The 26,663-nt window shown below is 69.3% G+C and carries 29 protein-coding genes; 10 read left to right on the top strand and 19 right to left on the bottom strand.

Annotated elements, in window-relative coordinates; all coding sequences use genetic code 11:
- Positions 1-151 precede the first annotated feature (151 nt).
- Positions 152-937 carry a methyltransferase domain-containing protein gene (locus AC07DS_RS07110; RefSeq protein ID WP_479143393.1) on the bottom strand — a complete coding sequence of 262 codons (786 nt, stop codon included), beginning with the start codon at positions 935-937 and terminating at the stop codon, positions 152-154.
- 52 nt (positions 938-989) lie between these two features.
- Here AC07DS_RS07110 and AC07DS_RS07105 point away from each other — a divergent pair, with 52 nt between their 5' ends.
- On the top strand, positions 990-1,502 hold the full coding sequence (locus AC07DS_RS07105; protein WP_479143391.1) for a DinB family protein: 513 nt from the start codon (positions 990-992) through the stop codon (positions 1,500-1,502).
- A 42-nt stretch (positions 1,503-1,544) separates the two neighbouring features.
- On the opposite strand, the gene AC07DS_RS07100 is transcribed toward AC07DS_RS07105, so the two are convergent.
- Positions 1,545-2,030: a GNAT family N-acetyltransferase gene (locus AC07DS_RS07100; protein ID WP_479143389.1), complete on the bottom strand. Its 486-nt coding sequence runs from the start codon at positions 2,028-2,030 to the stop codon at positions 1,545-1,547.
- 55 nt (positions 2,031-2,085) lie between these two features.
- Positions 2,086-2,958 (bottom strand): LLM class flavin-dependent oxidoreductase, encoded by an 873-nt coding sequence (locus AC07DS_RS07095; protein ID WP_479143387.1) that lies wholly within the window; start codon positions 2,956-2,958, stop codon positions 2,086-2,088.
- A gap of 117 nt (positions 2,959-3,075) precedes the next feature.
- On the opposite strand from AC07DS_RS07095, the gene AC07DS_RS07090 reads away from it, so the two are divergent.
- On the top strand, positions 3,076-3,456 hold the full coding sequence (locus tag AC07DS_RS07090) for a DUF192 domain-containing protein (protein ID WP_479143385.1): 381 nt from the start codon (positions 3,076-3,078) through the stop codon (positions 3,454-3,456).
- 53 nt (positions 3,457-3,509) lie between these two features.
- On the top strand, positions 3,510-3,917 hold the full coding sequence (locus tag AC07DS_RS07085; RefSeq protein WP_479143383.1) for a DUF3224 domain-containing protein: 408 nt from the start codon (positions 3,510-3,512) through the stop codon (positions 3,915-3,917).
- 5 nt (positions 3,918-3,922) lie between these two features.
- On the opposite strand, the gene AC07DS_RS07080 is transcribed toward AC07DS_RS07085, so the two are convergent.
- The 14 genes from AC07DS_RS07080 to AC07DS_RS07015 all read right to left on the bottom strand — a co-directional run bounded on the left by AC07DS_RS07080 (position 3,923) and on the right by AC07DS_RS07015 (position 15,056).
- On the bottom strand, positions 3,923-4,534 hold the full coding sequence (locus AC07DS_RS07080; protein ID WP_479143382.1) for an OmpA family protein: 612 nt from the start codon (positions 4,532-4,534) through the stop codon (positions 3,923-3,925).
- 7 nt (positions 4,535-4,541) lie between these two features.
- On the bottom strand, positions 4,542-5,123 hold the full coding sequence (locus AC07DS_RS07075) for a hypothetical protein (protein WP_479143381.1): 582 nt from the start codon (positions 5,121-5,123) through the stop codon (positions 4,542-4,544).
- Between the two features lie 21 nt (positions 5,124-5,144).
- Positions 5,145-5,729 (bottom strand): pilus assembly protein TadG-related protein, encoded by a 585-nt coding sequence (locus AC07DS_RS07070; RefSeq protein ID WP_479143569.1) that lies wholly within the window; start codon positions 5,727-5,729, stop codon positions 5,145-5,147.
- Positions 5,729-5,926, bottom strand: a complete 198-nt coding sequence (locus AC07DS_RS07065) for a Flp family type IVb pilin (protein WP_351239101.1) — start codon at positions 5,924-5,926, stop codon at positions 5,729-5,731. Before AC07DS_RS07065 ends, AC07DS_RS07070 begins: the two co-directional genes overlap by 1 nt.
- Before the next feature lie 98 nt (positions 5,927-6,024).
- Complete coding sequence (locus AC07DS_RS07060; RefSeq protein WP_479143379.1) at positions 6,025-6,786, bottom strand: response regulator; 762 nt, start codon at positions 6,784-6,786, stop codon at positions 6,025-6,027.
- A gap of 13 nt (positions 6,787-6,799) precedes the next feature.
- Complete coding sequence (locus AC07DS_RS07055; protein ID WP_479143567.1) at positions 6,800-8,233, bottom strand: sensor histidine kinase; 1,434 nt, start codon at positions 8,231-8,233, stop codon at positions 6,800-6,802.
- A gap of 16 nt (positions 8,234-8,249) precedes the next feature.
- Positions 8,250-9,137 carry a DUF5936 domain-containing protein gene (locus AC07DS_RS07050; protein ID WP_479143377.1) on the bottom strand — a complete coding sequence of 296 codons (888 nt, stop codon included), beginning with the start codon at positions 9,135-9,137 and terminating at the stop codon, positions 8,250-8,252.
- Between the two features lie 13 nt (positions 9,138-9,150).
- Positions 9,151-10,095: a type II secretion system F family protein gene (locus AC07DS_RS07045; protein WP_479143376.1), complete on the bottom strand. Its 945-nt coding sequence runs from the start codon at positions 10,093-10,095 to the stop codon at positions 9,151-9,153.
- Between the two features lie 4 nt (positions 10,096-10,099).
- A complete protein-coding gene (locus AC07DS_RS07040) occupies positions 10,100-11,437 on the bottom strand; it encodes a CpaF family protein (RefSeq protein ID WP_479143374.1) in 1,338 nt (445 codons plus the stop codon).
- A gap of 18 nt (positions 11,438-11,455) precedes the next feature.
- Positions 11,456-11,815: a TadE/TadG family type IV pilus assembly protein gene (locus AC07DS_RS07035; RefSeq protein WP_479143373.1), complete on the bottom strand. Its 360-nt coding sequence runs from the start codon at positions 11,813-11,815 to the stop codon at positions 11,456-11,458.
- A gap of 1 nt (position 11,816) precedes the next feature.
- On the bottom strand, positions 11,817-12,200 hold the full coding sequence (locus AC07DS_RS07030; RefSeq protein ID WP_479143371.1) for a TadE family protein: 384 nt from the start codon (positions 12,198-12,200) through the stop codon (positions 11,817-11,819).
- Between the two features lie 3 nt (positions 12,201-12,203).
- A complete protein-coding gene (locus tag AC07DS_RS07025) occupies positions 12,204-13,436 on the bottom strand; it encodes a CpaE/TadZ family protein (protein ID WP_479143369.1) in 1,233 nt (410 codons plus the stop codon).
- A 12-nt stretch (positions 13,437-13,448) separates the two neighbouring features.
- Positions 13,449-14,153, bottom strand: coding sequence for a Flp pilus assembly protein CpaB (gene cpaB / locus AC07DS_RS07020; protein WP_145884342.1), 705 nt, complete (start codon positions 14,151-14,153; stop codon positions 13,449-13,451).
- A gap of 60 nt (positions 14,154-14,213) precedes the next feature.
- Positions 14,214-15,056 carry a hypothetical protein gene (locus AC07DS_RS07015; protein ID WP_479143367.1) on the bottom strand — a complete coding sequence of 281 codons (843 nt, stop codon included), beginning with the start codon at positions 15,054-15,056 and terminating at the stop codon, positions 14,214-14,216.
- A 380-nt stretch (positions 15,057-15,436) separates the two neighbouring features.
- Here AC07DS_RS07015 and AC07DS_RS07010 point away from each other — a divergent pair, with 380 nt between their 5' ends.
- From AC07DS_RS07010 to AC07DS_RS06990, 5 genes are all read left to right on the top strand, one after another.
- Positions 15,437-17,104 carry a chitinase gene (locus AC07DS_RS07010; RefSeq protein WP_479143365.1) on the top strand — a complete coding sequence of 556 codons (1,668 nt, stop codon included), beginning with the start codon at positions 15,437-15,439 and terminating at the stop codon, positions 17,102-17,104.
- A gap of 187 nt (positions 17,105-17,291) precedes the next feature.
- Positions 17,292-17,789 (top strand): hypothetical protein, encoded by a 498-nt coding sequence (locus AC07DS_RS07005; RefSeq protein WP_479143363.1) that lies wholly within the window; start codon positions 17,292-17,294, stop codon positions 17,787-17,789.
- The gene (locus tag AC07DS_RS07000; RefSeq protein ID WP_479143362.1) at positions 17,786-18,466 is read left to right on the top strand and encodes a hypothetical protein; all 681 of its coding nucleotides are present in this window, start codon (positions 17,786-17,788) and stop codon (positions 18,464-18,466) included. Before AC07DS_RS07005 ends, AC07DS_RS07000 begins: the two co-directional genes overlap by 4 nt.
- On the top strand, positions 18,466-23,238 hold the full coding sequence (locus AC07DS_RS06995; protein ID WP_479143361.1) for a putative T7SS-secreted protein: 4,773 nt from the start codon (positions 18,466-18,468) through the stop codon (positions 23,236-23,238). Before AC07DS_RS07000 ends, AC07DS_RS06995 begins: the two co-directional genes overlap by 1 nt.
- Before the next feature lie 11 nt (positions 23,239-23,249).
- A complete protein-coding gene (locus AC07DS_RS06990) occupies positions 23,250-23,690 on the top strand; it encodes a hypothetical protein (RefSeq protein WP_479143360.1) in 441 nt (146 codons plus the stop codon).
- A gap of 247 nt (positions 23,691-23,937) precedes the next feature.
- Here AC07DS_RS06990 and AC07DS_RS06985 read toward each other — a convergent pair whose 3' ends face one another.
- Positions 23,938-24,810, bottom strand: a complete 873-nt coding sequence (locus AC07DS_RS06985; protein ID WP_479143358.1) for a hypothetical protein — start codon at positions 24,808-24,810, stop codon at positions 23,938-23,940.
- Complete coding sequence (locus AC07DS_RS06980) at positions 24,810-25,217, bottom strand: ATP-binding protein (protein WP_479143357.1); 408 nt, start codon at positions 25,215-25,217, stop codon at positions 24,810-24,812. The genes AC07DS_RS06985 and AC07DS_RS06980 overlap by 1 nt, the downstream gene beginning before the upstream one ends.
- A 206-nt stretch (positions 25,218-25,423) precedes the next feature.
- On the opposite strand from AC07DS_RS06980, the gene AC07DS_RS06975 reads away from it, so the two are divergent.
- A complete protein-coding gene (locus AC07DS_RS06975; RefSeq protein WP_479143356.1) occupies positions 25,424-26,275 on the top strand; it encodes a helix-turn-helix domain-containing protein in 852 nt (283 codons plus the stop codon).
- 8 nt (positions 26,276-26,283) lie between these two features.
- The gene (locus AC07DS_RS06970) at positions 26,284-26,481 is read left to right on the top strand and encodes a DUF397 domain-containing protein (RefSeq protein WP_479143355.1); all 198 of its coding nucleotides are present in this window, start codon (positions 26,284-26,286) and stop codon (positions 26,479-26,481) included.
- The last annotated feature ends 182 nt before the right edge of the window (positions 26,482-26,663 follow it).

Raw genomic sequence — 26,663 nt, 5'->3', positions numbered from 1 at the left:
GCCGCCCGCGCAGCTTTGCTCACGCGAATTACCTTGGTCTGAACTTACGTGACGGGTGGGACGGATGTGAACCGCCGCCGATAACGATGTGGGAACCGCGAGAGAACTGCGGGTGAACTGGGCAGAGAAATGCCCCGTTTCATCCGGTTCATCAGAGGGTCGGCTTCCGGACATCGAAGAGATGGCGGGAGCTGTGCGCCACGAACGGCCCCTCCTTCTCGATCCGCTCGTGCAGGGAGCGCAATTGGGGCTCGTACGCCTCGACGGTGAAGCCGGGGACCATCCAGACGACCTTGCGCAGGAAGTGCACGACGGCCGCGATGTCATGGAACTCCATCCGCAGCCGCTCCGCCCGCAGGTCCACGACCTCCAGCCCCGCCGCCCGGGTGTCCTTGCGCTCCCGCTCGGGATCACGGCCGCCGCGCACCTCGTCCGGCCGACGCCCGAGGAAGTACTCGACCAGCTCGAACACACTGCTGGGCCCGACATGCTGGGCGAAGTACGTACCGCCGGGCCGCAGCACCCGGGCGATCTCCGCCCAGTCCGGCCGCACCGGGTGCCGGCTGAGCACCAGGTCGAAGGCCGCGTCGGCGAACGGCAGCGGCGCGTCGTCCGGTGCGGCGACGACCACCACACCCCGCGGCCGCAGCAGAGCGGTGGCCTTGGCGACGTTCGGCGGCCAGCCCTCCGTGGCCGCGATCAGCACCGGCCCTGCCTCCCCCGCGCCGCCCAGGGCGAAGTCGAGCACCTCACCGCCCCCGGTCTGGATGTCCAGCGCCGCCTCGGCCAGGGCCAGCCGCTCCCCCGCCGAGCGTGCGTACCCCCAGGACGGCCGCGCCTCGGTGGCCCGCCCCTCGAACCACGAGAAGTCCCATCCCTCGGTCGGCACGGCAGCACCCTCGACGACCAGCTGTTCATAGGAGCGGTTCTCTGTCATGAACGCCATGGTCGCAGGGCGTGGTCCGTCGGGCCTGCTAATTTCCGCGCACATGACGACCTCTGCGACCGGCCACACCGCCGGTGAGAAGGACATCCTGCACGCGAGCCTGGACCGGCACCGGGACGCCGTGCTCTGGAAACTGGCCGGACTGGACGACGAACAGCTGCGCCGGTCGATGACACCGACCGGGACGACCCTGCTCGGCCTGGTCAAGCATCTGGCCTCGGTGGAGTACGGCTGGCTCGTGGAGACGTTCGGGCGTGAGGGAGAACCCCTGTGGTTCGACCCGTACAAGGACGAGGACATGAGCGTGGCCCCCGGCGAGACGACGGAGCAGATCGTCGCCTTCTACGGCCGCGCCCGCGCCGCCGCCGACCGCACGATCATCGAGCTGCCCCTGGACGCTGCGGGCCGCCCCGCCTGGCGCGACGTCTCCGTCTCGCTGCGCTGGACCCTCGTCCACATGATCGAGGAGACGGCCCGGCACGCGGGGCACATGGACATCCTGCGTGAGCTGATCGACGGGGCGACGGGCGACCACCGCCCGGTCACCGAGGACTAGGAACCGGGGGTGCCCCGACGCCCGTGACCGGCGTCGGGGCCGTCACCCGCGATCCTCGGGAGCCGGGCCGCCGAGCACCAGCAGAACGTGCTCGTCCTCACCGTGCCGGACCGTGCCGGCGCGTTCGAAGCCGTGCTTCTCCAGCAGACGGACGGAGGCGGTGTTCCCGGAGAACGGGTCGGCGTACAGGGGCCGTACCGGCTCCAGCTCCAGGAAGAGGCCGAGGGCGCGGGTGCCGACACCGCGGGCCCAGTACGGCCGCCCCAGCCAGTAGCCGATGTACCGCTGCCCGTCCTTCGTCCAGGAGACGACACTGCCGGCCGCCTCTCCGTCGACGGTGACCGTCTGCACCAGGCAGTCGGGGTCGCCGAGCACGCGCTCCCGCCAGTGCCTGAGGAAGGCGTCCCGCGGCCGGGGGGCGAACCTCGACCGCCGGACGGCTTCCGGGTCCTGCTCGTAGTCGTGGAAGACGTGGAGGTCGTCGTCCGTCACGTCCCGCAGACGCACATCGCCGTGTTCGTCGGTCATGCGCTGCAGTGTGGCAGCAGCCACTGACAACGCCCCGCGTCCCACCCGGCCTCCCCTACGGCACCAGGGGCCGGACCTCGTCCGCGACGAAGCGCACGAAGCCCTCCGGGTCGGGCTCGTCCCCCGTCGGCTGCAGGACGACGGTGTCGGCACCGGCCTCGGCCAGCCGCTGCACCGCCTTGGCCACGGCACCCGCGTCCCCCGCGATCCCGAGGTCGGGGACCGACTCCAGCCCCTCGGCTGCGAGTTCGGCGCGCAGCCGGGCCGCGGCGTCGGCCCCGGTCGCGGCCAGCAGATAGACGACGACCCGGTGCGGCTCGGTGCGCCCCGCCTCCCGGCGCCCCTCGTCGATGATCCGCCGTGCCTCCCGTACGCCCTCCGGCGAGGTGGAGGCGGTGAGCAGGGTGCCGTCGGCCCTGGCGCCGGAGAGGCGGAGCGTACGGACTCCGGTGGCGCCCGCCAGCACGTCGACCGGCTGCTCAGGCGGCCAGTCGAGGCCGACGTCGTCCAGCCGGACGTACCGTCCGCTCACGCTGAGCCGCTCCCCGCGCAACAGGGCGCGCAGCGCGTCGAGATGCTCCCCCAGCAGGGTGAGTGGCGAGGCGGCCCGCGCACCGACCTGCCCCATCCAGTCCTGCACACCGTGGCCCACGGTCAGGACGGCCCGGCCCGGGAACATGCGCTCCAGTGACGCGGCCTCCATGGCGGTGACGGCCACGTTCCTGAGCGGCACGGGCATCAGCCCGACACCCACCCGCACCCGCTCGGTCCAGGCGAGGGCGGCGGCGGCCGTGGAGATCCCGCCCTCCCGGAAACAGTCCTCCCACAACCAGAGTTCTTCGAGCCCCGTGGTGTCCGCGAGCCGGGCCACCGCGCGGAGCCGCTCGGGGGGAAGCTGGGGTCGGAATACGGCACCAATTCCAGTCATGGGGCTTTCCTAGCCATCGACCGGGGTCACGCAAACTCGATCACACGCGCGGCGGGTCACTGATGGGTGGTGACGGGTACGGTCGCCTCGACCGGGAGAGGGCGGAGGTGGCCGGGCATGGGTCGGCGCTGGCGGGACGGGCGGGGCAAGCTGGTCGTGCGGCGGACGGACGGAACCCCTCTCCCGCTCCCCCTGGAGATCGCGGCCTCGTACCGCGCCCGGACGAAGGGGCTGCTGGGCCGGGACTCGGTCGACGGGGTGATGCTGCTGTCGCCGGCCGGCGGGGTGCACACCTTCGGGATGCGGATGGCGATCGACGTCGCCTATCTCGATCGCCGGCTGCGGGTCATCGCCGTACGCACCATGAAGCCGGGCCGGCTCGGCAGGCCGAGGCTGCGGGCGCGGCATGTGCTGGAGGCGGAGGCCGGGGCGATGACCGGGTGGGGGCTGACGGTGGGGGCGGTGGTCGGCGTCGAGCCGGAGGACGGCGCGCCCTGACGGCCGGCCGTCGGCCCGGGGCCGTTGTCAGTGGGGCGGCATAGCATCCGGGCATGCGAGCATCTGGGACGTTCGAGGTTGCGGAGTTCACCCCGGCCGAGGTCGCCGGGCCGGTGGTCGGGACGGCGGTGCCCGTCGGGGTGGCCACGATGCGGAAACAGTACGAGGGTGAGGTCAGCGGGGTGTCGGCCACGCTGTTCACCGCCGCGTACGACCAGGCCACGGCCACCGGCACCTATGTCGCCATGGAGTCCTTCGAGGGATCCCTCCACGGCTCGGCCGGTTCCTTCAACTTCGCCCACTCGGCGACGACCCTGGGGGAAGGCCGCGAGTCCGAGTTCTTCGTGATCGTGCCGGGGAGCGGGACGGGGGCGCTGGCCGGGATCCGAGGGGCCGGCGGCATGGCGATCGACGCGGACGGCACCCATCGGATCTGGTTCGACTACGAGGTGGGCGAGTAGGCGGCTCACTGCTGCGTGCGCGGGAACGAGACCTCCACCCGCCGGTTCTTCTTCCGGCCCTCCTCCGTCGAGTTGTCGGCGATCGGGTACTGCTCGCCGTAGCCGCGTACGTCGAAGGTGATGCCGGGGCTGTTCAGGTCCTGGTCCAGGACCGCCTGCACGGCGTTGGCGCGCTGCTTGGACAGGATGTCGCCGTGGGCCGAGGAGCCGAGGTCGTCGGTGAAGCCGAAGACGCGGACCTGGCTCGCGTTCTGCTTCCTGATCTCCTCGGCGATCGTCGCGATCCGGGCCTTGGCCTCCCCGCCGAGCTTGGCGCTGTCCTTGCCGAACAGCACCTCGGCCTGGAGGGCGAACGTCACGTCCGCGTTGGTGTCCTCCCGCCGCTCGTCCCCGCTCTGGTCCTCCACGACCGACTTGATGTCCAGCACCTTGGGCTGAGCGAGGGTGGCGCCCTCGGGGAGCTTGAGGTCGGGGTCGGTGGGGTCGATCTTCACGGGGGCGGTGGCGGAGGGTTCGGTGACCGGGGGCTGACTCGGGTCCGTGTCATCGGCCTGGGCCGGAGTGGCGGCCAGGAGAAGGGTGGCGGTGAGGACGAGGGCGAGACGCGTGCTGGTCACTTCAGCCTCACCCGGAGATCTTGACGGTGGCGGAGGAGAAGGTGGGCAGTTGCAGGGTCACATCGGTGGTGTCCGCCGGCGGGGAGGGAAACTGCATGAAGACTTGCAGCGACTGCCCTCCCTTGAGCGAGCCCAGCCCGGTTGTGGTGAGCGGACGGCCCTCTGTGTCGCGCAGTACGTAGTAGCGCTTCTTGCCCTTGGAGTCGACGAGGGTGGCTCCGCCCAGCGACGGTCCGTTCTTGGTGATCTCTGTTTCGTTGCCGCTGAGGGCGGACGGGATGAGCAGCTCCTTGCCCCCGTCGTTCTTCATGGTGCCGTTCACCGTGATGAAGCCACCGGCATCACGTTGGACGGCAGTGATCTGGAGAAGCAGGCCGTCCGAGCCCTTCAGTTCGGCCAACGGACTGTCCGACTGCCCCTCTTGGGTACTCGGGTTCGCTCCGCCGGACGCGGAGGCGGACGCCGTGTGGTCCGGCTTCTTGGCGTCGTCGCCGCCACCACCGCAGCCGGCCACGCCGAGGGCCAGACCAGCCACGACAGTCAGCGCGACCATCCCCCTGGTGGCCTTCTCTGTGACCCGAATGCTCATGACTCTGCTTCCTTCTTTACGTCAGTCAGCCAGGTGGACGTCGAAAAGATCCTCGGGCCCCGGGAGGTCGGTGAGGTCGTCCGGATTCAGATCCCAGTCCCGGTCCTTGCAGGTGAGTTGCGGCAGCGCCTTGCCCCCCGCGCCCTCCCCGGGGAGTTCGAACGTGCAGAGGGGTTCGATCACGGCTCTGGCGGACGCGGTCGAGTGGAAGTTCTCGGACCCGGGAACGACGGATTCTCCGACGGACTCGTCGGCCGTGGCCGTGACCGTGAAGGTGAGCGGCTGCGGCGAGTCGCACTGTGCCCGGGCCTTGTTCTGCACCGCGAGTTGATCCGCGCGCCAGCACGACGGTTCGAGCGGCACCTCGCCGTGGAAGTCGCCCTTCCATTTGGTCGGGTCGAGAACGTCCTCCACCCATTTCGCCGCGAGCTGGTCGCGCCTGTTCTGCGCGGCGGCGAGCGCAGCAGCATCAGCAGCGGTCTGGGCACCACTCCGGTTGACCGCGGCCTGGCCGACGGCGAGGTAGGCCAACGCAAGAAAGAGCAGACCCGCCACCACCGTGATGTAGATGGGGAAGGCCTGCCCTGAGTCGCGGCGTGGAGGAATCAGCCGCCGGTGACTTCGGAAATCTTGTTCCTGATCGCATCGAAGATCGTCTGGCCGATGCTCGTACCCGTGATCGCCAACACGATCGCCACGACCACCGCGATGATGCCGAGGTACTCCACCGCGGTCTGCCCCTTGTCGCTGCGAGCGACTCGGGCCTGCAGATACGCGACGGTGGTGTTGAACCAGTTGCTCATGGTGGTCCCCTTCGGGCTCGCCTCCGATCCGGAAAACGTATGCGGGGACACAGCACCCGCGAGAGGGCCCTCGGACCCAACCCCGGACCCAATCCACCTCACGCCACCCCCAGCCACTTCGCGGCCGCCTGGGACCTGCTCGTGCTGTGGAGCTTGGCGAAGATGCGGTTGATGTGGTTCTTGACCGTCTTCTCGCTGATGAAGCAGGCCGCGGCGATCTGCTGGTTGGTCATGCCGGACGCGATGAGGTCCATGATCTCCGCCTCCCTGGCACTCAGTTGGAACCGCGACCTAAACGACTGTCCCACATCGGATTGCATGTGCGAAAGCTCTTGAGGTGGAATCCCGCCGAGAAGAGTTGAGAGTTGGGGTTCCGCGTGTGCAGGTGCACTTGCCTGAAGATGCATCAGTAACGCCTTCGCCGCTCCCGGTGTCACATGCGGCCGCCCCTCCCGCACATCCCGTACCGCCCTCACCAGCTGCTCCGCCGTGAACTCCCCGTGCACCAGATATCCCCCCGCCCCCAGCCGCATGGCCTCCTGCACGGTGTCCGTCTCGTGGCTGTAGGTGAGCATCATGACCGGAGCCAGCCTGACCAGGTGGGGCAACGCCGAGATTCCGTCGACGCCGGGCATGCGGACGTCGAGGAGGATCACGTCGGGGCGGTGCCGCAGTGCCGCCTCGTACGCCTCGCGGCCGTCCGCCGCCTCCGCAACCACCGTGGTGTCCTCGCGGCCGGAGAGAAGGGCCGTGAGACCGGCGCGGATCACGGGGTTGTCGTCGGCCACCACGAGGCGCAGGGGTGCCGTGATGGTGGGTGCCGGGAAGGAGTCCGGGCCCGGCGGGTTCAGGTGCTGCATCGGGTGCCTCCTCTCAGGTTTCCCGGGACGAAAGATCGACGGTGAGGGCGCTCAGCGGCAGTTCCACCCGGACCTCGGTGCCCCGCTCGTGCTCCCCTCGCCCGACACGGATCCGGGCCCCTGCCGAGGCCGCGCGCTCGACCATGCCCAGCAGGCCGAAGTGGCCGGAGCGGCGGAGCTGTTCGAGGGTGGTGCCGGGGGGCAGGCCGCTCCCGTCGTCGTGGATCGCCAGGCGGAGCAGGTCACCGTCGATCCCCACGGTGAGGTCCACCCGGGTCGCCGAGGCGTGGCGGTGGGTGTTCTCCAGCGCCTCCGTGGCGATGGCGAGGAGATGGCGGGCGAAGGGCGGGGGCACGGGCGGAACGGGGATGCCGTTCAGCGGCCGGCAGGACGCCGGTATGCCCGTACGGGAGGTGAAGTCGGCTGTGCGTGCGCTCAGTTCCGTCCGCAGGTCCGCCGGCCTCGCCGCAGCCGTCTCGTCCCGGCGCAGGTCCTCCAGCAGTTCCCGCGACTCCGCGGCCGCCCGGCGTGCCGAGCGGGCCACCAGTTCGGCCTGCTGCCGGATGCGGGCCGGGTCGGGGGCGTCGGCGGACGCCGTCGTCGCCAGGCCGTCGGCCGCCAGGGCCACGCCGTACAGGGTCTTGGCCACCGAGTCGTGCATCTCGCGGGCCAGCCGGGCCCGTTCCGCGTGCACCGCCTCCGTCGCCGCCAGGCGGGCCTGGACCGCCGTGAGGGCCTGGGTGGCCGCGCCGAAGCGGAGCATCAGGTTGCGCAGGGTCGACCCCATCGCACCGGCGATGACGCACAGGCCGGGCAGGAGGAGCGACTCGGCCACGGCTGTCCGGCCGTCGGACTTCAGGGTCGCGTGGACCAGGAGCAGGATCAGCGACTGCAGGGAGGCGAAGCAGGCCGCGCCCCGCCAGCCGTAGACCAGGCCCGCCAGCAGCGGGGTGCACACGCTGACGTAGGCGAGGGTGGTGTCCGGGCCCGCCGAGATCAGGAGAAGGGACCCGAAGAGGGTGTCGGCCGCGAGCAGGCTGGGGTGGCGCAGGAGCAGGGGGCCGAAGCGCTCCCAGTCGCGGAAGAGGACGTACGACACCATGAAGGTGACGACCACCGCCGCTCCGACCAGGCGGACGCCCAGGCCCGGGGCCGCGTTGAGGAGGGCCGCGGGGGCGGCCACGACGATCATCGCCAGCCGGAAGCCGAAGACCTGGCGGCACATCGCCTGCAGGGCCCGGATCTGGATCTTCTCGGAGGGTTCGGGGACCGGAGCCTCCCCCCGGGACGCGCCGGACATCCGCACCATCCTGAACGGCCGGGACAGCTGGGACACCCGGGGCGGCACCGACGGCTGTTCCGGGCGGCGGCGCTCGAACCACGCCCGCCATCCCCTCCCCGGCCCCCTGAGGGCCGGGGACCTGCCCGGCCGCTCCGTCGCTCCCATCGTCGTCACCCGCCGCTCACCTCCCGGTGAGCGAGCCGAAGTCCACGCCGGAGCCCAGCAGCAGGCCCGCACCCAGCAGGAGCATCGTCGCCGGGACCATGAACGTGGTGATCATCAGCGTGGCCTTGGGGACCGCGCGGGCGGCCTTGCGGCGGGCGTTCTGGGCGTCCGTGCGGCGCATGTCCTTGGCGAGGGAGACGAGCGTGTCGACGATCGGGGCGCCGAGTTCCTCGCCCTGCTGGAGCGCGGTGACGAACATGGCCACCTGTTCCGAGTCGTTGCGGCGGCGCAGTTCCGCGAAGGCCTGGCGGCGGCTCATGCCGAGGTCCATCTGGCGCAGCGTGATGCGGAGTTCGTCCGCCCACGGGCCCTCGTAGCGCGAAGCCACCCGGTCCAGGGCCTGGCGGAAGCCCAGTCCGGCGCTGACCACCACCGCCAGCACGTCCAGGAAGTCCGGCAGCGTCCGTTCGATCACGTCCTTGCGGACGCGGATCGCGGACCAGATGCCGACCTCCGTCCAGAACGCGCCGAAGAGCAGCAGCAGGAGGGCCACGAACCACTGTCCCCGCAGCAGGAACACCAGGAAGCCGAGTCCGCCGAGGGCGCCGTACACCGCGCGACGGGCGGCGTAGCGGTCGATGGTCAGGCCGCCGGGGTTGCCCGCGAGGTCGATCCTGCGGCGGTACTTGGCGACCAGCCGGGGGCCCATCAGGCGCAGTACCGCGGGGGCGTAGCGCATGCCCATGCGGTCGATGACGGAGCCCACCGCGCCGGTGCGGGTGGCGCCGACCTCCAGGGCGAGCGCCAGGTCACCGGGGAGTTGGGCGTCCGCGCGGTACATCCGGATGCCGGCGAAGACGCCCCAGACGCCGAGTCCCATGAGGAGTGCGTACAGGAATCCCATCAGGTCAGGCCCCTCACACGTCGATCCGGCTCAGGCGGCGGATGAGGACGAAGCCGACGGCGTACATCGCGAAGGCGATGATGACGCAGGCCTGGCCGACCGGCGAGCCGGTCATCCGCTCCAGGGCGCCGTCCTTGACCCCGTTCATCAGGAACAGGGCGCCGACGCCGAGGACGGGGACGGCGTACGACGTCATGGTCACCTGGGAGAGCTGGGTGCGGATCTCGCGCCGGGTCTCCTTGCGTTCCTCCAGCGTCTCGGTCAGGTTCCGCAGTGCGGAGACCACCTGGCCGCCCGCGCGGTTGGAGAGGACCAGCGTCGTCACGAGGACGACCAGCTCCCGGGAGGGAAGGCGTTCGGCCAGTTCGCCGAGGGCGTCGTCCAGGGAGAGACCGATCGCCAACTGGCTGGCGACCTTGCCCAGTTCCTCGCCCGCCGGTGCCTCCAGCTCCTCGGCGGCCATGCCGATCGCGGTCCGCAGGGCGAGGCCGGCCTGGGTGGCGTTGGCCAGGATGCGGGCCAGTTCGGGGAGTTGGTTGATGAAGCGCTCGATGCGTTTCTGCCGTTGCCAGTTGAGGAACTGGACCGCCGCCCAGAGGCCGAGCAGTCCGGCGAGCGGGCCGAAGAAGGGGGCCAGGGAGGCCTGGCCGATCAGCCAGAGCGCGGCGACCGCGGCGAGCATGTAGGCGAAGAACTCACCCGGGGTGACGTCCAGGCCGGTGGCCGCCAGCCGCAGCTCCAGCTTCCGGCCCAGTGCCGTACGGCGCAGCCGGCGGTCGAGGTTGCGGAAGCGGCGCCTGCGGCCGGTCCCCGGTGCCCGGCCGGTGGACGACAACCGCTGCACCAGCTCGGCGCGCTGGGCCCGGCCGGCCGCGTAGGTGTGCACTCCGACGACGGCCAGGACGCACGTCAGCAGGGCGACACCGGTGGTGAGCTGGACGAGGGTGTGGAGTTCCATGGTCCTACCTGGCTTCTCGGGTGGCGAGCTGGTCCGCGGAGTGGGCCACACCGAAGGCCTGCGGGATGGGCTGGCCCGCCATGAAGAGCCGGTCGGCGGTACGGCGTGGCAGCGGGAAGTACTCGAAGGCGCCGTACACCCGGCCGTCCGGCGTCATGGGCCGGGCGTGGAAGCGGGCCACGGACGCCAGCCGGTACGGCTCGCCGCCGTGGCTGTCGAGCAGGGCGATCTCGGTGATGCGGCGGGCGCCGTCGGCGAACCGGGTGAGCTGGACGAGGACGTCGACGGCGCTGTTGATCTGGTCGTGCAGGGCCACGAAGGGCACCTCGACGTCGGACATGGAGGCGAGGGTCTGCAGCCGGGTGAGCGCGTCCTCGGCGCTGTTGGCGTGGACCGTGGCGAGGGAGCCGTCGTGGCCCGTGGACATCGCCTGGAGCATGTCGAGGGACTCACCGCCGCGGACCTCGCCGACGACGATCCGGTCGGGCCGCATGCGCAGCGAGTTGCGGACCAGGTCGCGGATGGTGACCTGGCCCTTGCCCTCGACGTTCGGCGGCCGTGACTCCAGCCGGACCACATGGGTCTGCTGGAGCTGGAGTTCGGCCGAGTCCTCGATGGTGATGATGCGCTCGTGCGCCGGGATCAGCCCGGAGAGGGCGTTGAGCAGGGTCGTCTTGCCGGTGCCGGTCGCCCCGGAGACGATGATGTTGAACTTCGCCTGCACCAGCCCCGCCAGCAGGTACACCATGTGCTCGTCGAGCGAGCCGAAGCCGATCAGTTCCTGCAGGGTGAAGGAGCGCGGGAAGCGGCGGATGGTGAGGGTGGGGCCGGTCAGCGACAGCGGCGGGATGATGACGTTGACCCGCTCGCCGGAGGGGAGCCGGGCGTCCACCATGGGGTTCGACTCGTCGACCCGGCGGTTGACCGTGGACACGATCCGCTCGATGGTCTGCATCAGCTGGTCCGCGGAGGCGAAGCGGATCGGCAGCTGCTCGACCCGGCCGCCGCGCTCCACGAAGACCGCGTCCGGTCCGTTCACCATGATCTCGGTGACCGACGCGTCCTCCAGCAGCGGCTCCAGGATGCCGAGGCCGAGCGCCTCGTCCACCACCCGGCGGATCAGCTGGGAGCGTTCGGCCGTCGACAGCACTGGGCCCTCGCGGCTGATGATGTGCCCGAGCACCCGCTCCAGCCGCGCCCTGCGCTCGGCGGCGGCCAGCGAGCTCATCTCGGCGAGATCGATCTCCTCCAGCAGCTTGGCCCGGTAGGAGGCGACCAGATGCCCGTCCTCGCCCCGGCTGCCGTGCTCCTCGGGGGAGTTGATGCGTGCCCGCAGACTCATGGGTCGGCAACTCCTCGTTCAGTGGTCGAGCGGCATGGTGGCGGTCCGGTGGGCGTCGCCGAAGTCCCAGACGACCCGGGGGATGTGGACGGTGGCGGTGACGGTGACCGAGCCGCCCCCTTCGGCGGCCGAGCAGCGCACCGTGATCCCGGCGCTGACCGCCTCCGCACACGCCTGCTGCGCGTCCTGCCGCAGCGACGCGGCACGTGCCCCCGCCCGGGCCGCCGTACCGGCCTGCTCGGCGGCGTAGGCGACGGCCCCGATCTGGATGCCGGCCAGGCCGACGATCAGCAGGACCGGGACGAAGCCGAGGTACTCGATGGCGACCTGTCCCGCGTCGCGGCGGCGACGGCGCGGCTTCCCGGATACCGCAGGCATCTCAGCGCTTCACCTCCTCCACGGCACCGGCGTGTCCGTGCACCGTGACGGGGAAGTCGATCGAGCCGGGGAAGAGGACGGGGACCTTCAGCGCCACGTCGGCGGTCACGTATCCGGTCCCCCCGCACTGCTCCACCCTGGCACCCCCTCGCCACGCCCCCGACAGATCCTTCAGCGCGGCCTGCTCGCACGCGCCGAACCGCTCGCCCCGAGGAGCCGCCGTCCCCGCCCGTACGCCCTCGTCCGCAGCATTCCCCGCGAGCGTGTACGCGTACCCCACGAGCACGCACTGCCACATGAGCACCAGCGTCAGGATGATCAGCGGCGTCATCCCGAGGAGCTCGATGCTGACCTGTCCCCGGTCCCCTCCCGGCCGTCTGCGCAACGCTCACTCCTTCCGCCGCCGGAAGCCGACCGCCCCCCGGCCGCTCCCGCGATGGGACGCCTCGGGTGCCTTCGCCAGGCCCAGCTCGCCGGCGAGGGCCCACAGGGCCTGTTTCACCGTGCTCCTGCCGTCGAGCTCGTGCAGGCGCCCCGCGTCCACAACCCCCTGCAGCTCCTTGAAGTTGGCGGGTACGGCGGTACGCGCCACCGCCGTACCGGTGATCCGCTGCACCAGCGCGGGCTGGATCTCCGTGCTCCGGGTGTGCCGGTTGACGACGACCGTCGTCTCCTCGGCCTTGCGGATCTGCAGCCGGTCCCACATGCGCACGGTCCGCTTGGCGGCGCGTACGGCGACCACGTCCGGGGTGGTCACCAGCAGGGCGGTGTCGGCCGACTCCACCGCGGCCGCGTTCGCCGCGCCGAGCTGGGCCCCGCAGTCCACCACGACGACCTCGTAGCGGGAGCGCAGGGCGCTCACGATCTGGCGGGCGGCCCGGTCGGTGACCTCCTCGCCGCGTTCGCCCTCGCCGGGGGCGAGGAGCAGGGCGAGGCCGGTGTCGTGGCGGAAGACGGCGTCGGCGAGGACGCGCGGGGAGATGTCGCTGATGGCGGCGAGGTCGACGACCGAGCGGCGGAACTGGACGTCCAGGTAGGAGGCGATGTCACCGGTCTGCAGGTCGAGGTCGACCAGGGCGGTGGACCGGCCGGAGGCCTGGGCGGCGAGCGCGAGCTGGATCGCGGCCAGGGTCGCGCCGACGCCTCCCTTGGCGCCGCTGACCGTGACGACCGTACCGCCGGCCCCGCCGAACACGTCGGAGCCGCGGCCGAGATGGCGGCGTACGCCGGTGGACCACTGGGCGACGGCCTGGACGCGGCTGGCGAGTTCCTCGTACGACAGCGGGAGCGCGACCAGGCCGCGGGCGCCGGAGTCCATGGCGGCGGCGAACAGGCCGGGGCTCGCGTCGGTGCTGACGAGGATGACGCCGACGGCCGGGAAGCGCAGGGCGACCTCGCGGATCAGCTCCAGCGCCGGGACGGGGCCGATGCGTTCGTGTACCACGACGACCTCGGGCAGTTCGTCCACCGACTCGGCGGCGAAGCGGGCGAGGGTGTCGACCAGCTGGGTGGAGTCACCGACGGGCGGCTGCGGTTCGGCGTCGGGGAGCTGGCTGAGCAGCGTGGTGAGGGAGCGGACGGCGTCCGGGTCCGCACCGGCCGGGAGGATCCTGGTGGGCATGCGGGCCGCCTCTCACTTGTCCGTCGCGAGTTCGTAGGTGCGGTCCTTGTCCGGGACGCTGGTCTCGCTGCCGGGCGCCACCAGCGCGAGCCGGACCCGCTGGGCGAAGGACTCGGCGTAGGTGATCCGCTGGGCGTCGAGGGTGGACAGCGCGAAGGTGATGGGGACGGCCTCGGTGGGCTGCTGGTTCTTGTCGCGGTCGGGGTCGAGCGCGGTGATCTGGCCGACGTCGAGGACCCGGGCGTTGGTGACGATGATCTTCGACTGGTCCGGGTCGCCCTCCTTCTTTCCCTCGAAGGTGGCGTACACGTTGACCCGCGAGCCCGGGGTGATCTTGCCGGCGACTCCGGTCGCCGCGTCGATCATGATGGCGACCTCCTGCTGGCCGGGCTGGAGGGCGGGCTGGTCGACGACCATGTCGGTCTGCAGCAGGGAGCCGGCGCGCAGGGTGGTCACGGCGATCTTGCCCTGGATCTGCCGGAGGTCGGTGACGGCGTTGCCGGAAAGCCACCGCTTCGGCATCTTGATCTTCTCGAACTGGCCCGTGTTCAGCGCGGTGTACGGCTTCACGTCGGACCTGACCCGATAGGCGCTGACCTCGGGCCCGACCTTGGACTGGACGTCGTCGACGACGGAGAGCACGCCGGCGAACGCGCCGAGAGCGCACAGGACCGACAGGATCAGGAGTATCACGCCGCGGCGCTGACGGGAGTTCATGAACCGTGCAACCTCATTGGGGGAATCGGTCGAGCGGGATGTGAGTGACGTCCGTGCGGGTCAGGCGGGAGTTCGTTGTTCCAGAGCACGGGGCGCGGGAGGCTCGTACACGGGCGGGGTGGCCGAGCAGAACACGCACAGGTCGCCGATGACGTCGAGGCCGCACCAGTGGCATCTGGACTGCCGTACCGAGGTCACCAGTTGGTACAGGACCGACAGGTCGGCGAGATGGCCGCAGAACTCGACCAGCCGCCCGGTCCCCCACCATCGCGAGGACTCGGCGGGCAACGGCGCCTCCCGCAGCCCGTGCGGGCCCCATGCCTCGGCGAGCCCGGCGATCCAGTCCGTCTGGAGCTGCCCCTTGGCGACGAGCATCCATGTACTGAACTCGGGTCCCTTGAGTGTGGCGCCGGGTGCGACCCTGACGAGCTGCGGATCGGGATGGGCGACGACGGCGAACTGGCTGCCCGGCACCCATGACTTGGCGTGCGCCTTGAGTCCGACGGGCACCCGGTCGAGCCGGGCGACCGACCCGAGGACGGCACCGGCATGGATGTAGTGGGTGAGCAGCCGCCCGGCGGAGGCCAGCACACCCGGGCTGAGGTCGCAGGAGGCGAGCTGCCGCAGCTGCCGGGCCAGGACGGCCGTGCCGAGCGGGGGCAGTTCGGGCCGGAAGAAGGCGATGCGATCGCTCTCCAGCAACGACCGCAGGGTGTACAGCCGCCGCACCACCGGCTCCGCAGCGGCCTGGGAGCACACGACCACGACATATCCGTACTGCTCGATCAGGGCGTGGAGTTCGGTGAGGGCGTGATCCAGCGGGCGCTGGTCGAGGTCGCGCAGCACGGCTGCGGGCATGGTCCGTTCGTCCTGCGCCGGCAGTGCCATGTCGGCACTGGTCACGGCAATGACAGTTGGCACGCGCAGCTCCCCGCTTCTTCACACCCTTCGGCCCACCGGTGTGACTCCAATGCGCCAGGACGACTTCATTGCGTGACTACCTGAGCACTGTATCCACGCCCCAATGACCGGAGAACAGCGTTTGTGTAGCTCGTGTGGAACTCTCTGGTCACAAGTCCCGCCAAAACCGGACAGGTTGAGCGGATGAACTTCTCGACGACGGAGATGGTTTTGGTCTGGACCTCTTGACAGCGAGATTGGTCTGGACCAACTTGTACGCCAACGGTGGCCACCGTCCCTCACCCCTCTCCCCGCAGACTCCCCCACCGGAGGCCCCAGTGGACCGCGCACCAGGCACACCCAGACGCAGAGGACGGATCGCGATGTGGTCCGCCGCCACCGCCCTCGCCCTCTCACTGGCGGGCCTCACCGCAACCCCCGCGTCCGCAGCGGACGTCAACAACGTCAAGAACGCCGGCTACGAGTCGGGCCTGACCAACTGGACCTGCACGGCGGGCAGCGGCACGACGGTCTCGTCCCCGGTCCACGGCGGATCGTCGGCCCTGAAGGCGACCCCGGCCGGCCAGGACAACGCCCAGTGCACCCAGTCCGTGGCGGTGAAGCCCAACTCCACCTACACGCTGAGCGCGTGGGTGCAGGGCGGCTACTCCTACCTGGGCGTGACCGGCACGGGCACCACGGACGTCTCGACCTGGACCCCCGACTCGTCCTCGTGGAAGCAGCTGTCGACCACGTTCACCACGGGCGCGTCGACGACCTCGGTCACGGTGTACACACACGGCTGGTACGGCCAGGCCGCGTACTACGCCGACGACGTCTCGGTCTACGGCCCCGACGGCGGAGGCGGCGGCGACCCGGCCCCCACCGTGCCCTCCACGCCCTCCGGCCTCTCGGTCTCCGGTACGACCTCCTCCTCGGTGTCCCTGTCCTGGTCCGCGGTGTCGGGCGCGACGGGCTACAACGTCTACCGGGGCGGCACGAAGGTGACGGCGGTGACGGGCACCTCGGCGACGGTGACCGGCCTGTCGGCGTCGACGTCGTACTCCTTCCAGGTCACGGCGACGAACTCGGCGGGTGAGTCGGCGAAGTCGGCGACGGTGACGGGTACGACGACCTCCGGCAGCACCGGCGGAGGCGGCGGGAATCTCCCCAAGCACGCCGTGACGGGCTACTGGCAGAACTTCAACAACGGCGCGACGGTCCAGAAGCTGTCCGACGTCCCGTCCTCGTACGACATCATCGCGGTGGCCTTCGCGGACGCGACCTCGACGCCGGGCGCGGTGTCCTTCAGCCTGGACTCGGCCGGTCTCGGCGGCTACACGACCGACCAGTTCAAGGCGGACATCAAGGCCAAGCAGGCGGCCGGCAAGAAGGTCGTCGTCTCCATCGGCGGCCAGAACGGCACGGTGTCGATCAACGACTCGACGTCGGCGACGAACTTCGCGAACTCGGTCTACTCCCTGATGCAGACGTACGGCTTCGACGGCGTCGACATCGACCTGGAGAACGGCCTGAACGCGACCTACATGACGCAGGCGCTGCGCTCCCTGTCGTCGAAGGCGGGCTCGTCCCTGATCATCACGATGGCCCCGCAGACGATCGACATGCAGTCGACGTCGAACTCCTACTTCCAGACGGCGCTGAACATCAAGGACATCCTCACGGTCGTCAACATGCAGTATTACAACAGCGGTTCCATGCTGGGCTGCGACGGCAAGGTCTACAGCCAGGGTTCGGTCGACTTCCTGACGGCCCTCGCCTGCATCCAGCTGGAGGGCGGCCTGTCCCCGTCCCAGGTGGGACTCGGCCTCCCGGCCTCCACGAGCGGGGCGGGCAGCGGGTACGTGTCGCCGACGGTGGTGAACAACGCGCTGGACTGCCTGGCGAAGGGCACGGGCTGCGGCACCTTCAAGCCGTCGAAGACGTACCCGGACCTGCGGGGCGCGATGACGTGGTCGACGAACTGGGACGCGGCTTCGGGGAATGCGTGGTCGAACTCGGTGGGGGCGCATGTGCACGCGATGCCGTAGCGGGAGGTTCCTGAGCCTCTCTGACTTGCCTCTCTGACTTCTCGGCGTGCGGACGCCCGGGCCCCGGTGTGGGGTCCGGGCGTCCTCGCGTGTCCGGGCCTCCCGATGGACAGATTCGGCCAAAGGCCGTTCACCGTGCCGAGTAACGCGTTGCGTTCGGCAACGGACCGATGTGAGGATCCCGGGCATGGCTGATCACGGGGGTGGCGCCGACTCGTCGGGGCCGATACGCAGGTCGCGGCCGGCGGAGTATGCGGAGCCGGCCGACGCGGACGTACCTCCTGTGGCGCCTGCTTCCTCCGAAGCAGAGGACATCGCGCGCAGGCGCGGCGAGTTCGCTGCTGTGCTGGGCGAGTTCCGCCGTACGGCAGTGCTGCTGCCCGTCGATACGGACGAGACCCCACTGACCGCCGACCACGGCGGCATCCGCTGGATCCTGGCGTTCTCGAACGAATTGTCCCTGGCCCGGTTCGCTGTCGCAAGGGGTGAAGGGGAGCGGGAGTGGGCGTACCAGCGGGTGCTGGGCGCCAGGTTGCTGGACGCGGGGGTCCCGGCCGTAGGGGTGCCATGCGGGGTGGCCCTGGATGCTGCGAGCGGGGACGAAGGGGTGCTGTTCCCGCCGGTGTCGGGGATCGTGCCCGACTCGGCAGCCGTCGACTTGAGCAATGGGGAGGCACCGCGGTGAGCGGGGGCGAGGGCGGCAAGGACATCAGGGCCGCCGGGCTGGACGAGATAGCGAAGGGCATCACCCAGACGCTCGCCGAGCTGAAGGAGCTGGGCGTCGACAGTCTGGCTGGGGCGGGCCGAGGCTTCTCGAACCTGGAGCTGTCCGGGCTCCAACTGGGCGACGATAACCTCACCTCGAAGTTCAAGTCCTTCTGCGAGCGCTGGGAGTGGGGGGTGCGCGCCCTGGTGGCGGAGGGCAACACCTTCGCGGAGGACGTGGGTCTGTCGGCGGGCACCCTGTACGAGACGGACCAGTACGTCGGCGGTGCGCTGAAGGTCGGCTACAACTCGGTGGTGGGCAACCCCTACGCGTCCGAGGAGGACGTCGAGAAGATGAGCTGGGACCAGCTCGGACAGGGCAGCGCCGACGCCCTCACCCACCCCGACTACAGCGGGAAGTCCTTCGACGAGGCCTGGCAGCACAGCAAGCAGAGCTTCAAGGACGCCGGGCGCGACGCGATGACCGGATCGCTGGGGCTGCCGCCGGGCGTGACCATGGACAACATCAACCAGCTGACCGGGAACAGCGACGACTACAACCGCATGCTCGACGACACGTGGGGCCCGTCCCCCGAGGAACGTGCGCGGGCCGCTGAGCAGCAACAGAGCCAGCAGCAGGACGGGGGTGCCGGCTGATGGGGCTCGGTGACGTGACCAACGACCTCATCAGCGGTGCCGGGCACATCGTTGACTCCGGCAAGAAGTTCGTCGGTGAGGGCATCGACAAAGGCACCGACCTCGTCGGTGAGGGCCTGGACAAGGCCGGTGCCCACGGCTGGGCGGACAAGGTCGAAAACTGGGGCGATGGGGCCGCATCCGCCCTGGGCGCCACTCCGGGCGAGAAGCAGCTCGGCGAGAGTGACGACCCGAAGGACCTGGTCCACGGCAACGCAGCGGACATCCAGGCCACCGCCAAACACCTGAAGGACTTCCACAAGGCCTTCGACAACGTCGGCCAGGGCATGCGGAAGCTGGACTCCTCGCAGTGGCAGGGCGAGGCGGCCGAAGCGTTTCGCAAGAAGTTCGCGATGCACCCGGTGAAATGGCTGCATGCGGCGGACGCCTGCTCGAAGGCGGCAGCCGCCCTGGAGACGTACGCCGAGACGGTCACCTGGGCGCAGAAGCAGGCCAAGGACGCGATCGACCTGTACAAGGCGGGCACGGAGGCCTCCGAGAAGGCGACGACCGCGTACAAGAAGAAGGCCGACGCGTACAAGGCCGCCGTGTCCTCCGGCGACAAGGACCCCGGCCCGGCCCCCGGCGACTTCCACGATCCCGGCGCCGCCGACCGCAAACGGGCCGACGAGATCCTGAACGAGGCCCGCAAGCAGCGCAACACCGCTGCCGACACCGCCGCCAAGGCCGTCGACACGGCCCTCGCGCACGCCCCCGCCGAACCGCCTCCACTGACCCGGCTCAAGGTGGACGCGGCCGACGGTTTCGACGCGTTCAACACGGAGGCCGTCCACTTCGGCGGTGGCGCAGTCAAAGGCCTCTCGGGCCTGATGAACATGGCCCGCAGCGCCAACCCACTGGAGCCGTACAACCTCGCCCACCCCGCCGAGGCCCTCCAGCACCAGGCGATGACCCTGGCCGGCCTCGTCTCCGGTGTCACGCATCCGGAACAGACGCTGAAGCAGAACCTGGGCGACTTCATCAAGGATCCGTCCGAGTTCGGGGGACGGTTCGCTCCCCAGGTGCTCCTGACCGACGGGTTGGGGGTGGAGGCGAACGGGGTTCGGGCTGCGGCTGGGGAGAGGGCGGCGGTCGGGGACGCGGCAAAGTCAGCCATGAAGCGCGAGGGCGAGGCAGGCGCCGGGGAAGAGGCCGGGAACTCCGCCCGGGACACGGTCAACGATGACCCGTCGGCGCCCTCCCACGACGAGAACAGTACGGTGAGCAAGGGCACCGACCCGATCAACCTCGCCACTGGCAAGATGTACCTGCCGCAGACGGACGTCACCCTTCCCGGTGTACTGCCGCTGGTCCTGAAGCGGCGGGTCGAGTCCGGCTACCACCTGGGCCGCTGGTTCGGCCCGTCCTGGTCCTCCACCCTGGACCAGCGCCTGGAGATCGACACCGAGGGAGTCGTCTTCGTCACGGAGGACGGCCTGCTCCTGGCGTACCCGCACCCGGCTCCGGGCTTACCGACCCTCCCGAGCCACGGTCCGCGCTGGCCGCTCGACCGGGTGTCCGACGGCTACACGATCACGGACCCGCAGACTCTCCGTACGTGGCACTTCGCCGACCGCGGCGAAAACCTGGCGGTGCTGGAACAGATAGACGACCGCAACGGCAACTGGATCACCTTCGAGTACGACGCGGAGGGCACGCCGGTCACGGTCGCCTCGAGCAGTGGCCAAGCTGTCAGCATCACCACGGGCTCCGGCCGCATCACGGCCTTCCACCTGGCCGCGACCGGCGAGGAGCTGAAGCGCTACGGCTACACCGACGGCAACCTCACGGAGGTCTACATCTCCTCCGCCCTGCCTCTCCGTTTCACGTACGACGAGGCCGGCCGGATCACCTCCTGGACGGACACCAACGACCGCGGCTACACGTACGAGTACGACGAGCGGGACCGCTGCACAGCCGAGGGCGGCTCGGCAGGCCACATGGCCCTGCGCCTGTCCTACGGGGAACCGGATCCGGAAACCGGCCTCAGGACCACGACGGCGACGACGGGTGAGGGCCACACCCGCCGCTGCCTGGTCAACGACACCTGGCAGGTGGTCGCGGAGATCGACGCCTTGGGTGCGACCACGCGCTACCGCCGCGACCGCTACCACCGTCTGCTCTCCCAGACGGACCCGCTGGGCCACACGACGACGTTCCGCTACGACGACGAGGGCAACCTGACGTCGGTGGTCCGCCCGGACGGCCGCGGGGCGAGGGCGGAGTACAACGAACTCGGCCTGCCGGTGAAGGTGGTCAACCCGGACGGCACGACCGTGCGCCAGACGTACGACGAACGCGGCAACCGCACCTCGGTGACGGACGCGGCGGGCCAGACAACCCACTTCATCTACACGGAGGCGGGCCACCTCACCTCCGTGACCGACCCACTCGGCAACACGACAAGGGTCGTCTGCGACCGCGCCGGCCTCCCCCTGGAGATCACGGACCCACTGGGCGCGACCACCCGCTACGAGCGGGACGCCCTGGGCCGCCCGACGGCGATCACGGACCCCGTCGGCGCTACGACGTCGCTGGAGTGGTCGACCGAGGGCCACTTGACCCGCCGCACGGCCCCGGACGGCACGACGGAGACGTGGACGTACGACGGTGAGGGCAACTGCACCAGCCACACCGACCCGATCGGCGGCGTCTCCCGCTTCGAGTACACCCACTTCGACCTGCTGAGCGCCAGCACGGGCCCGGACGGGGTCCGCTACGAGTTCGACCACGACAGCGAACTGCGCCTGACGAAGGTCACCAACCCGCAGGGTCTGACGTGGACGTACGAGTACGACGCGGCGGGCCGCCTGATGACGGAGACGGACTTCGACGACCGCACCCTGACGTACGCGTACGACCCCGCAGGTCGTCTCACCTCCCGGAGAAATGTTCTCGGGGAGGTGGTGTCTTTCGAGCGGAACGAACTGGGCCAGGTGATCCGCAAGGACGCGGCCGACCAGATCACGACGTACGCCTACGACTTCACGGACCATCTGGCGCAGGCAACAGGCTCCGACGGCACCACCCTCACCCTCCTCCGTGACCGCTACGGCCGCCTGCACTCGGAGACGGTCGACGGCCGCACGCTGAACTACACGTACGACAGGATGGGCCGTCGTACAGGGCGTACGACCCCCACCGGGGCTACGACAACCTGGTCGTACGACGCTGTAGGCCGTCGCACGGGCATGGTCGCCTCGGGCCGCACCATCGACTTCACGTACGACGAGGCAGGCCGCGAACTGACACGCCGGCTTGGCGGGACGATCGCGGTGGAGCACACCTACGACACACTGGGCCGCCTGACGAACGAGTCAGTGACGGGTGCCGAGAGCCACACCGTCCAACACCGGACGTACACCTACCGAGCCGACGGCAACCTGATCGGCATCGACGACCAGCTCACCGGATCCCGCGACTTCGACCTGGACGCGGCAGGCCGAGTGACGGCGGTACGTGCAGCGGGCTGGACGGAGCGGTACGCCTACGACGAGGCGGGCAACCAGACCCAGGCGAGCTGGCCGACCAACCACCCAGGCCAGGAGGCCGTCGGCCCCCGCACCTACACAGGCACCCGCATCACCCGAGCGGGCAACGTCCGCTACGAACACGATGCCCTGGGCCGCATCACCCTCCGTCAGAAGACCCGTCTGTCACGCAAGCCGGACACTTGGCACTACGAATGGGACGCCGAGGACCGCCTGACATCGGTGACGACGCCGGACGACACCCGCTGGCGCTACGCATACGACCCCCTGGGCCGCCGCACCGCGAAACTCCGCCTCGCTGCGGACGGCGAAACCGTCGTCGAAAGAGTCGACTTCACCTGGGACGGCACCACCCTCTGCGAACAGACCACGACATCCCACGACCTCCCCAACCCGGTCACCCTCACCTGGGACCACCAGGGCCTACGCCCCCTCGCCCAGACGGAACGGATCACCGCAGACGACGCACCCCAGGGCGAGATCGACTCCCGCTTCTTCGCGATCACCACTGACCTGGTCGGTACCCCAAGCGAACTCGTCGACGAGCAGGGCGACATCGCTTGGCGCACCCGCAGCACCCTGTGGGGAACGACGGCCTGGGCGGCCAACAGCACGGCATACACGCCGCTGCGCTTCCCGGGCCAGTACTACGACCCGGAAACCGGCCTCCACTACAACTACTTCCGTCACTACGACCCAGAAACCGCTCGCTATCTCACGCCCGATCCACTCGGGCTCACACCCGCCCCCAACCCATCCTTGTACGTGGCAAATCCACACGCATGGACGGACCACTTGGGGCTAGCGCCGGACTACCCCAAGGGCGAGAAGGGTAATCCGTTCGATCGCCGGGAGGAAGCAGAGCGGGCAGCCTTCGAAGTAGCGGGCGTACCCTATGGGGCCATCCCTGACGCGGAATGGGTTGTTACGGACGTCAAACACCTGGCTCACATGCCCGGATATTTCTACTCCGACAACGTTACCCACCTGGGAAGGTTCCGGCAGTTCGAGACACCAAGCGGGTCTCGAGTCATCGTGGAACACACATTCGACAAAGCTGGCCCTCATTTCCATGCAGGACAGCCAAAAATGGACCCGACGCGAACAGGAGTAAATTTCGGCTGGGACAATTCACCCGGCGACTTCTTCCGGTACAAAGACTCCTGGGAGCGGTATGATGCCATCGACAAACCTGGCGGCGATCACCACTTCTTCTACAAGCACGGCTGGGGCTCATGGTAGGAGCGCATGAAATGACCGAAGGCGGCCAAATCGACTGGGAGTCGACTATCCGAAAATGTGGCCTCGAAATATCAAAAACGCCTCCACTTCCAGGCTCCCTGGATCCCGAGGTCGCCACCCTCGCAGTATCGAGCGGGAATGTCCAACCCACTGTCACGGTGGCCAAGAAAGAAGACTCCCTCAGCATGCTTGATATGCGGTGGCAGGAAGTGGCTGCACCGCTGATCACCTCGCACAACGGAGAATTCTTGATCATATTGTGGGGGCCTGGGTCGCTCAGAAAGGGTTGGTTTCGCGTGCGCGAAACCAAAGACCCCGGAATAAGACTGCCCTCCCGCGTCTGCGCCGCCATCGGCAGGCCGGAGTTCTGCTGCCTCTCCCTGGATAGCAAAATGCTGTACGCAGTCACAGCCGAACAAAATGAATACTGGATCGTCACTCGTGAGTTTTAAGCGTCAACAGTCAAGACCGCTGGCAAGATTCATCGAGGCCGTGCGCGAGCGGCGTACCACGGAAAGCCGTGACGTCACGAAATTCCGGTAGACCCCACTGAATTATCTTCACTGCCCCCTTGAGCAGCCACCACTGCGACCTAATTCCAGTGACTATCCGAGCCTGCCAGTTCCTTCTGGGCATTCCGCTCCAGTGACCGTCTCATCGGGCGGTGACCCTACTGCCTCGTAGGCCACCGCCCCCGGCTTACTGCTCGGCGAACAGGTCCGCCGCGTCCGTGGCCTGCACGGCTCGCTGGGCCCAGAGCTCGAGTTGGTCCAGGTCCGTGCAGGCGCTCACTCGCTCGCGGACGGCGTCGGGCACCGGGATGCCGCGCCACTCCAGGATGTGGAGTGTCATCTCCTGTCGATCCTGGATACGTCCCTCCTCGCGTACCTGCTCGGCCAGGGGGTGTCGCCAGAAGTACTGGATCGCCGTCATCAGGTCCCTCCACATCTGCTTCGCCTGGGGGTCGACCAGGCATGAGTCGACGAACTGCACGAAGACCGCGGCACTGTCAGGGTCGATGGTCCGCAGAGCGGAGGCCAGGGACTCCAGTATGGCCGGAGCCTGCGGGCCCCGCCCGTGTGTCATCGCCGAGAGCACCGCAAGGGGGACATCCCGCTCCGCCTGCCGCTCACTCGTGATCACCGGCACGTTGTCCGGACCCAGCACCAGCGGCCGTACCGTCAGTGAATGCCAGTCTCGAAAGCCGAGCCGGATCGGGCGCGATGCCCAGCGTGCGGTGGCGCTGCTCTGGGTGATGACGATCAGCACCAGTTCACAGCGGTACTTCTCGTACAGGTAGGAGAGGTAGTACGGCCAGCTGCCCCGCTTGCGGTCGTCCACCTTCCCCTGTGACTCGACCACCAGGAGGTACGTGCCCTCGTCCGTCTCCGCCCGCAGCAGCGTGTCCACCCGCCGCTCCACCGGCTCGACCTCGGTCAGGTCCACGTTCAACGCAGCAATCTCCCGCGGCTCGGGAAACGACACGTCCAGCACCCGCTGTAACGCCCGGGTCAGTAGCGCCGGGTCTTTCTGGAAGATCCGGTGCAGCGCTTCATGCGACGAGCCCACCATCACGCAGCCCCCAGCTCGCACCACACGTACTTCCCCCGGTTCCCGAACCTGACCGACGGCTGCCAGCCCCAGTAGTCCGCACACGCCCTGACCAGCGCCAACCCCCGCCCCTCCTCCACCAGCTCGGCGACCTGCTCCAGCGACCGCGGAGGCTCCGGCGGCCCGGGGTCCGTGTCCCACGCCCCGATCCACACCACCCCCTCCGGGGAGCGACGCACCCTGAGCGCGGCCGGCCCCTTCGTGTGCCGTACCGCGTTCGAGACCAGCTCCGCCGCCAGAAGCTCGGCAATGTCCACGACCCCGGTCAATCCGTGCATCGTCAGGATCAGACGCAAGGTCCGGCGGCAGACAGTCACCGCTCTGAGGTCGTTCGGGATGTAGAGGGTGTAGTCCCAGGTTTCGGGCATGCCTCATCAACTCCGTTGCAGCAAGAGGGGATTTCACACGCGGTGGCATTGCCGCAGCCGTCATCGCAGGACGGAGCGGTGCGCTTCCGATGCGTGTCGATTACGTCACTGACGGTAGGTCATAAATTTCATTCGCTGCAAGCGAGTCGCGTAACCTGACCCCGAACGAGGGGTCCCACCAGAGCCGTTGAGGAAAGAAGGACGCCGTGCCAGCACGACGGCATCCCACAGCGCGCCAGGTGCGCTTGGGGACCGAACTCCGAAGACTCCGCGAAGCCGCCGGACTCAAAGCCACTGAGGCGGCCAGCCTGCTCGGGGTGAACTCTGTTCAGATGAGCCAGATGGAGTCCGGGATCGCGGGGGTGAGCGAGCAGCGCGTGCGACGACTTGCCGCCAACTACGCCTGCTCGGACGAGCGTTTGATCGATGCCTTGGCAGCGATGGCGACCGACCGCACACGGGGCTGGTGGGAGGCGTACCGAGGCATCCTCCCTGCCGCCTATCAGGACCTGGCCGAGCTGGACCATCACGCGAGGTTCCGACACGACGTGGCGGTCATCCACGTGCCTGGGCTCTTCCAGACGGAGGACTACGCACGGGCCCTCTTCGCCTACATGAACCCGGAGTTCCCGGACAGCGAGGTGGACCTTCGTGTGGAGCACCGAATGAAGCGGAGGGTCGTCATCGACGGCCCCGCCCCCATCTCGTACGAGACCGTGATCCACGAGGCGGCGCTCCGCATCCAGGTGGCCGGGCGCGCAGCCTCCCGAGTTCAACTGAACCGCATCCTGGAAATGGCCGAGGCCGACCACGTCACCGTTCGGGTCATCCCCTTCGCGCTGGACGACTTCGCAGGGGCCGGTAGCACCATGGTGCATCTGGGTGGCGAGGTTCCCCGGCTGGACACCGTCGTGCGTGATGCTCCGCACGGCACTGCCTTCGTCGACTCCGACGCACAGCTGGAGCACTTTCGAAAGCTCTTCCGTAGGGTTAGGGAAGCGGCGCTGCCTCCGCAGCAGTCGCGTGACCTCATCCGCCAGTCGGCCAAGGAGCTGTGAGGACCGGCATGATCACCCCCACCCCCTGGCAGAAGTCCTCCTTCTCCGGCGGAGGCGAGGGCAACGACTGCGTCGAAGTCGCAGACCTGGACGCCCACATAGCCATCCGCGATTCCAAGGCCCCGGCCAGAGCAACCCTCACCTTCCCGCTCGGAGCCTTCGCCCCCTTCATAGAAGCCCTGAAGAGTGCGGACCACCCCCTGTAGGCCAAGAGTGCCTCACCGCCATAGGCGCGTACGAAGGCCCGGAGCCTACTTGGTCGCCGACTCACCGGTACAGGCCGTGGCGCAAAGAGTCAGGTCGCGGTAAAGGGGCGCGGCCCGGGTCACTCCGTGGCGAACACCTCGCACCCGACACGCCGCCCCACCACGGTCACCACCCCCGCATC

The organism is Streptomyces sp. NPDC044064 (genome assembly GCF_056434245.1).
The sequence above is the reverse complement of the archived record's forward strand: the minus strand, read 5'-3'. Positions and strand labels throughout refer to the sequence as shown.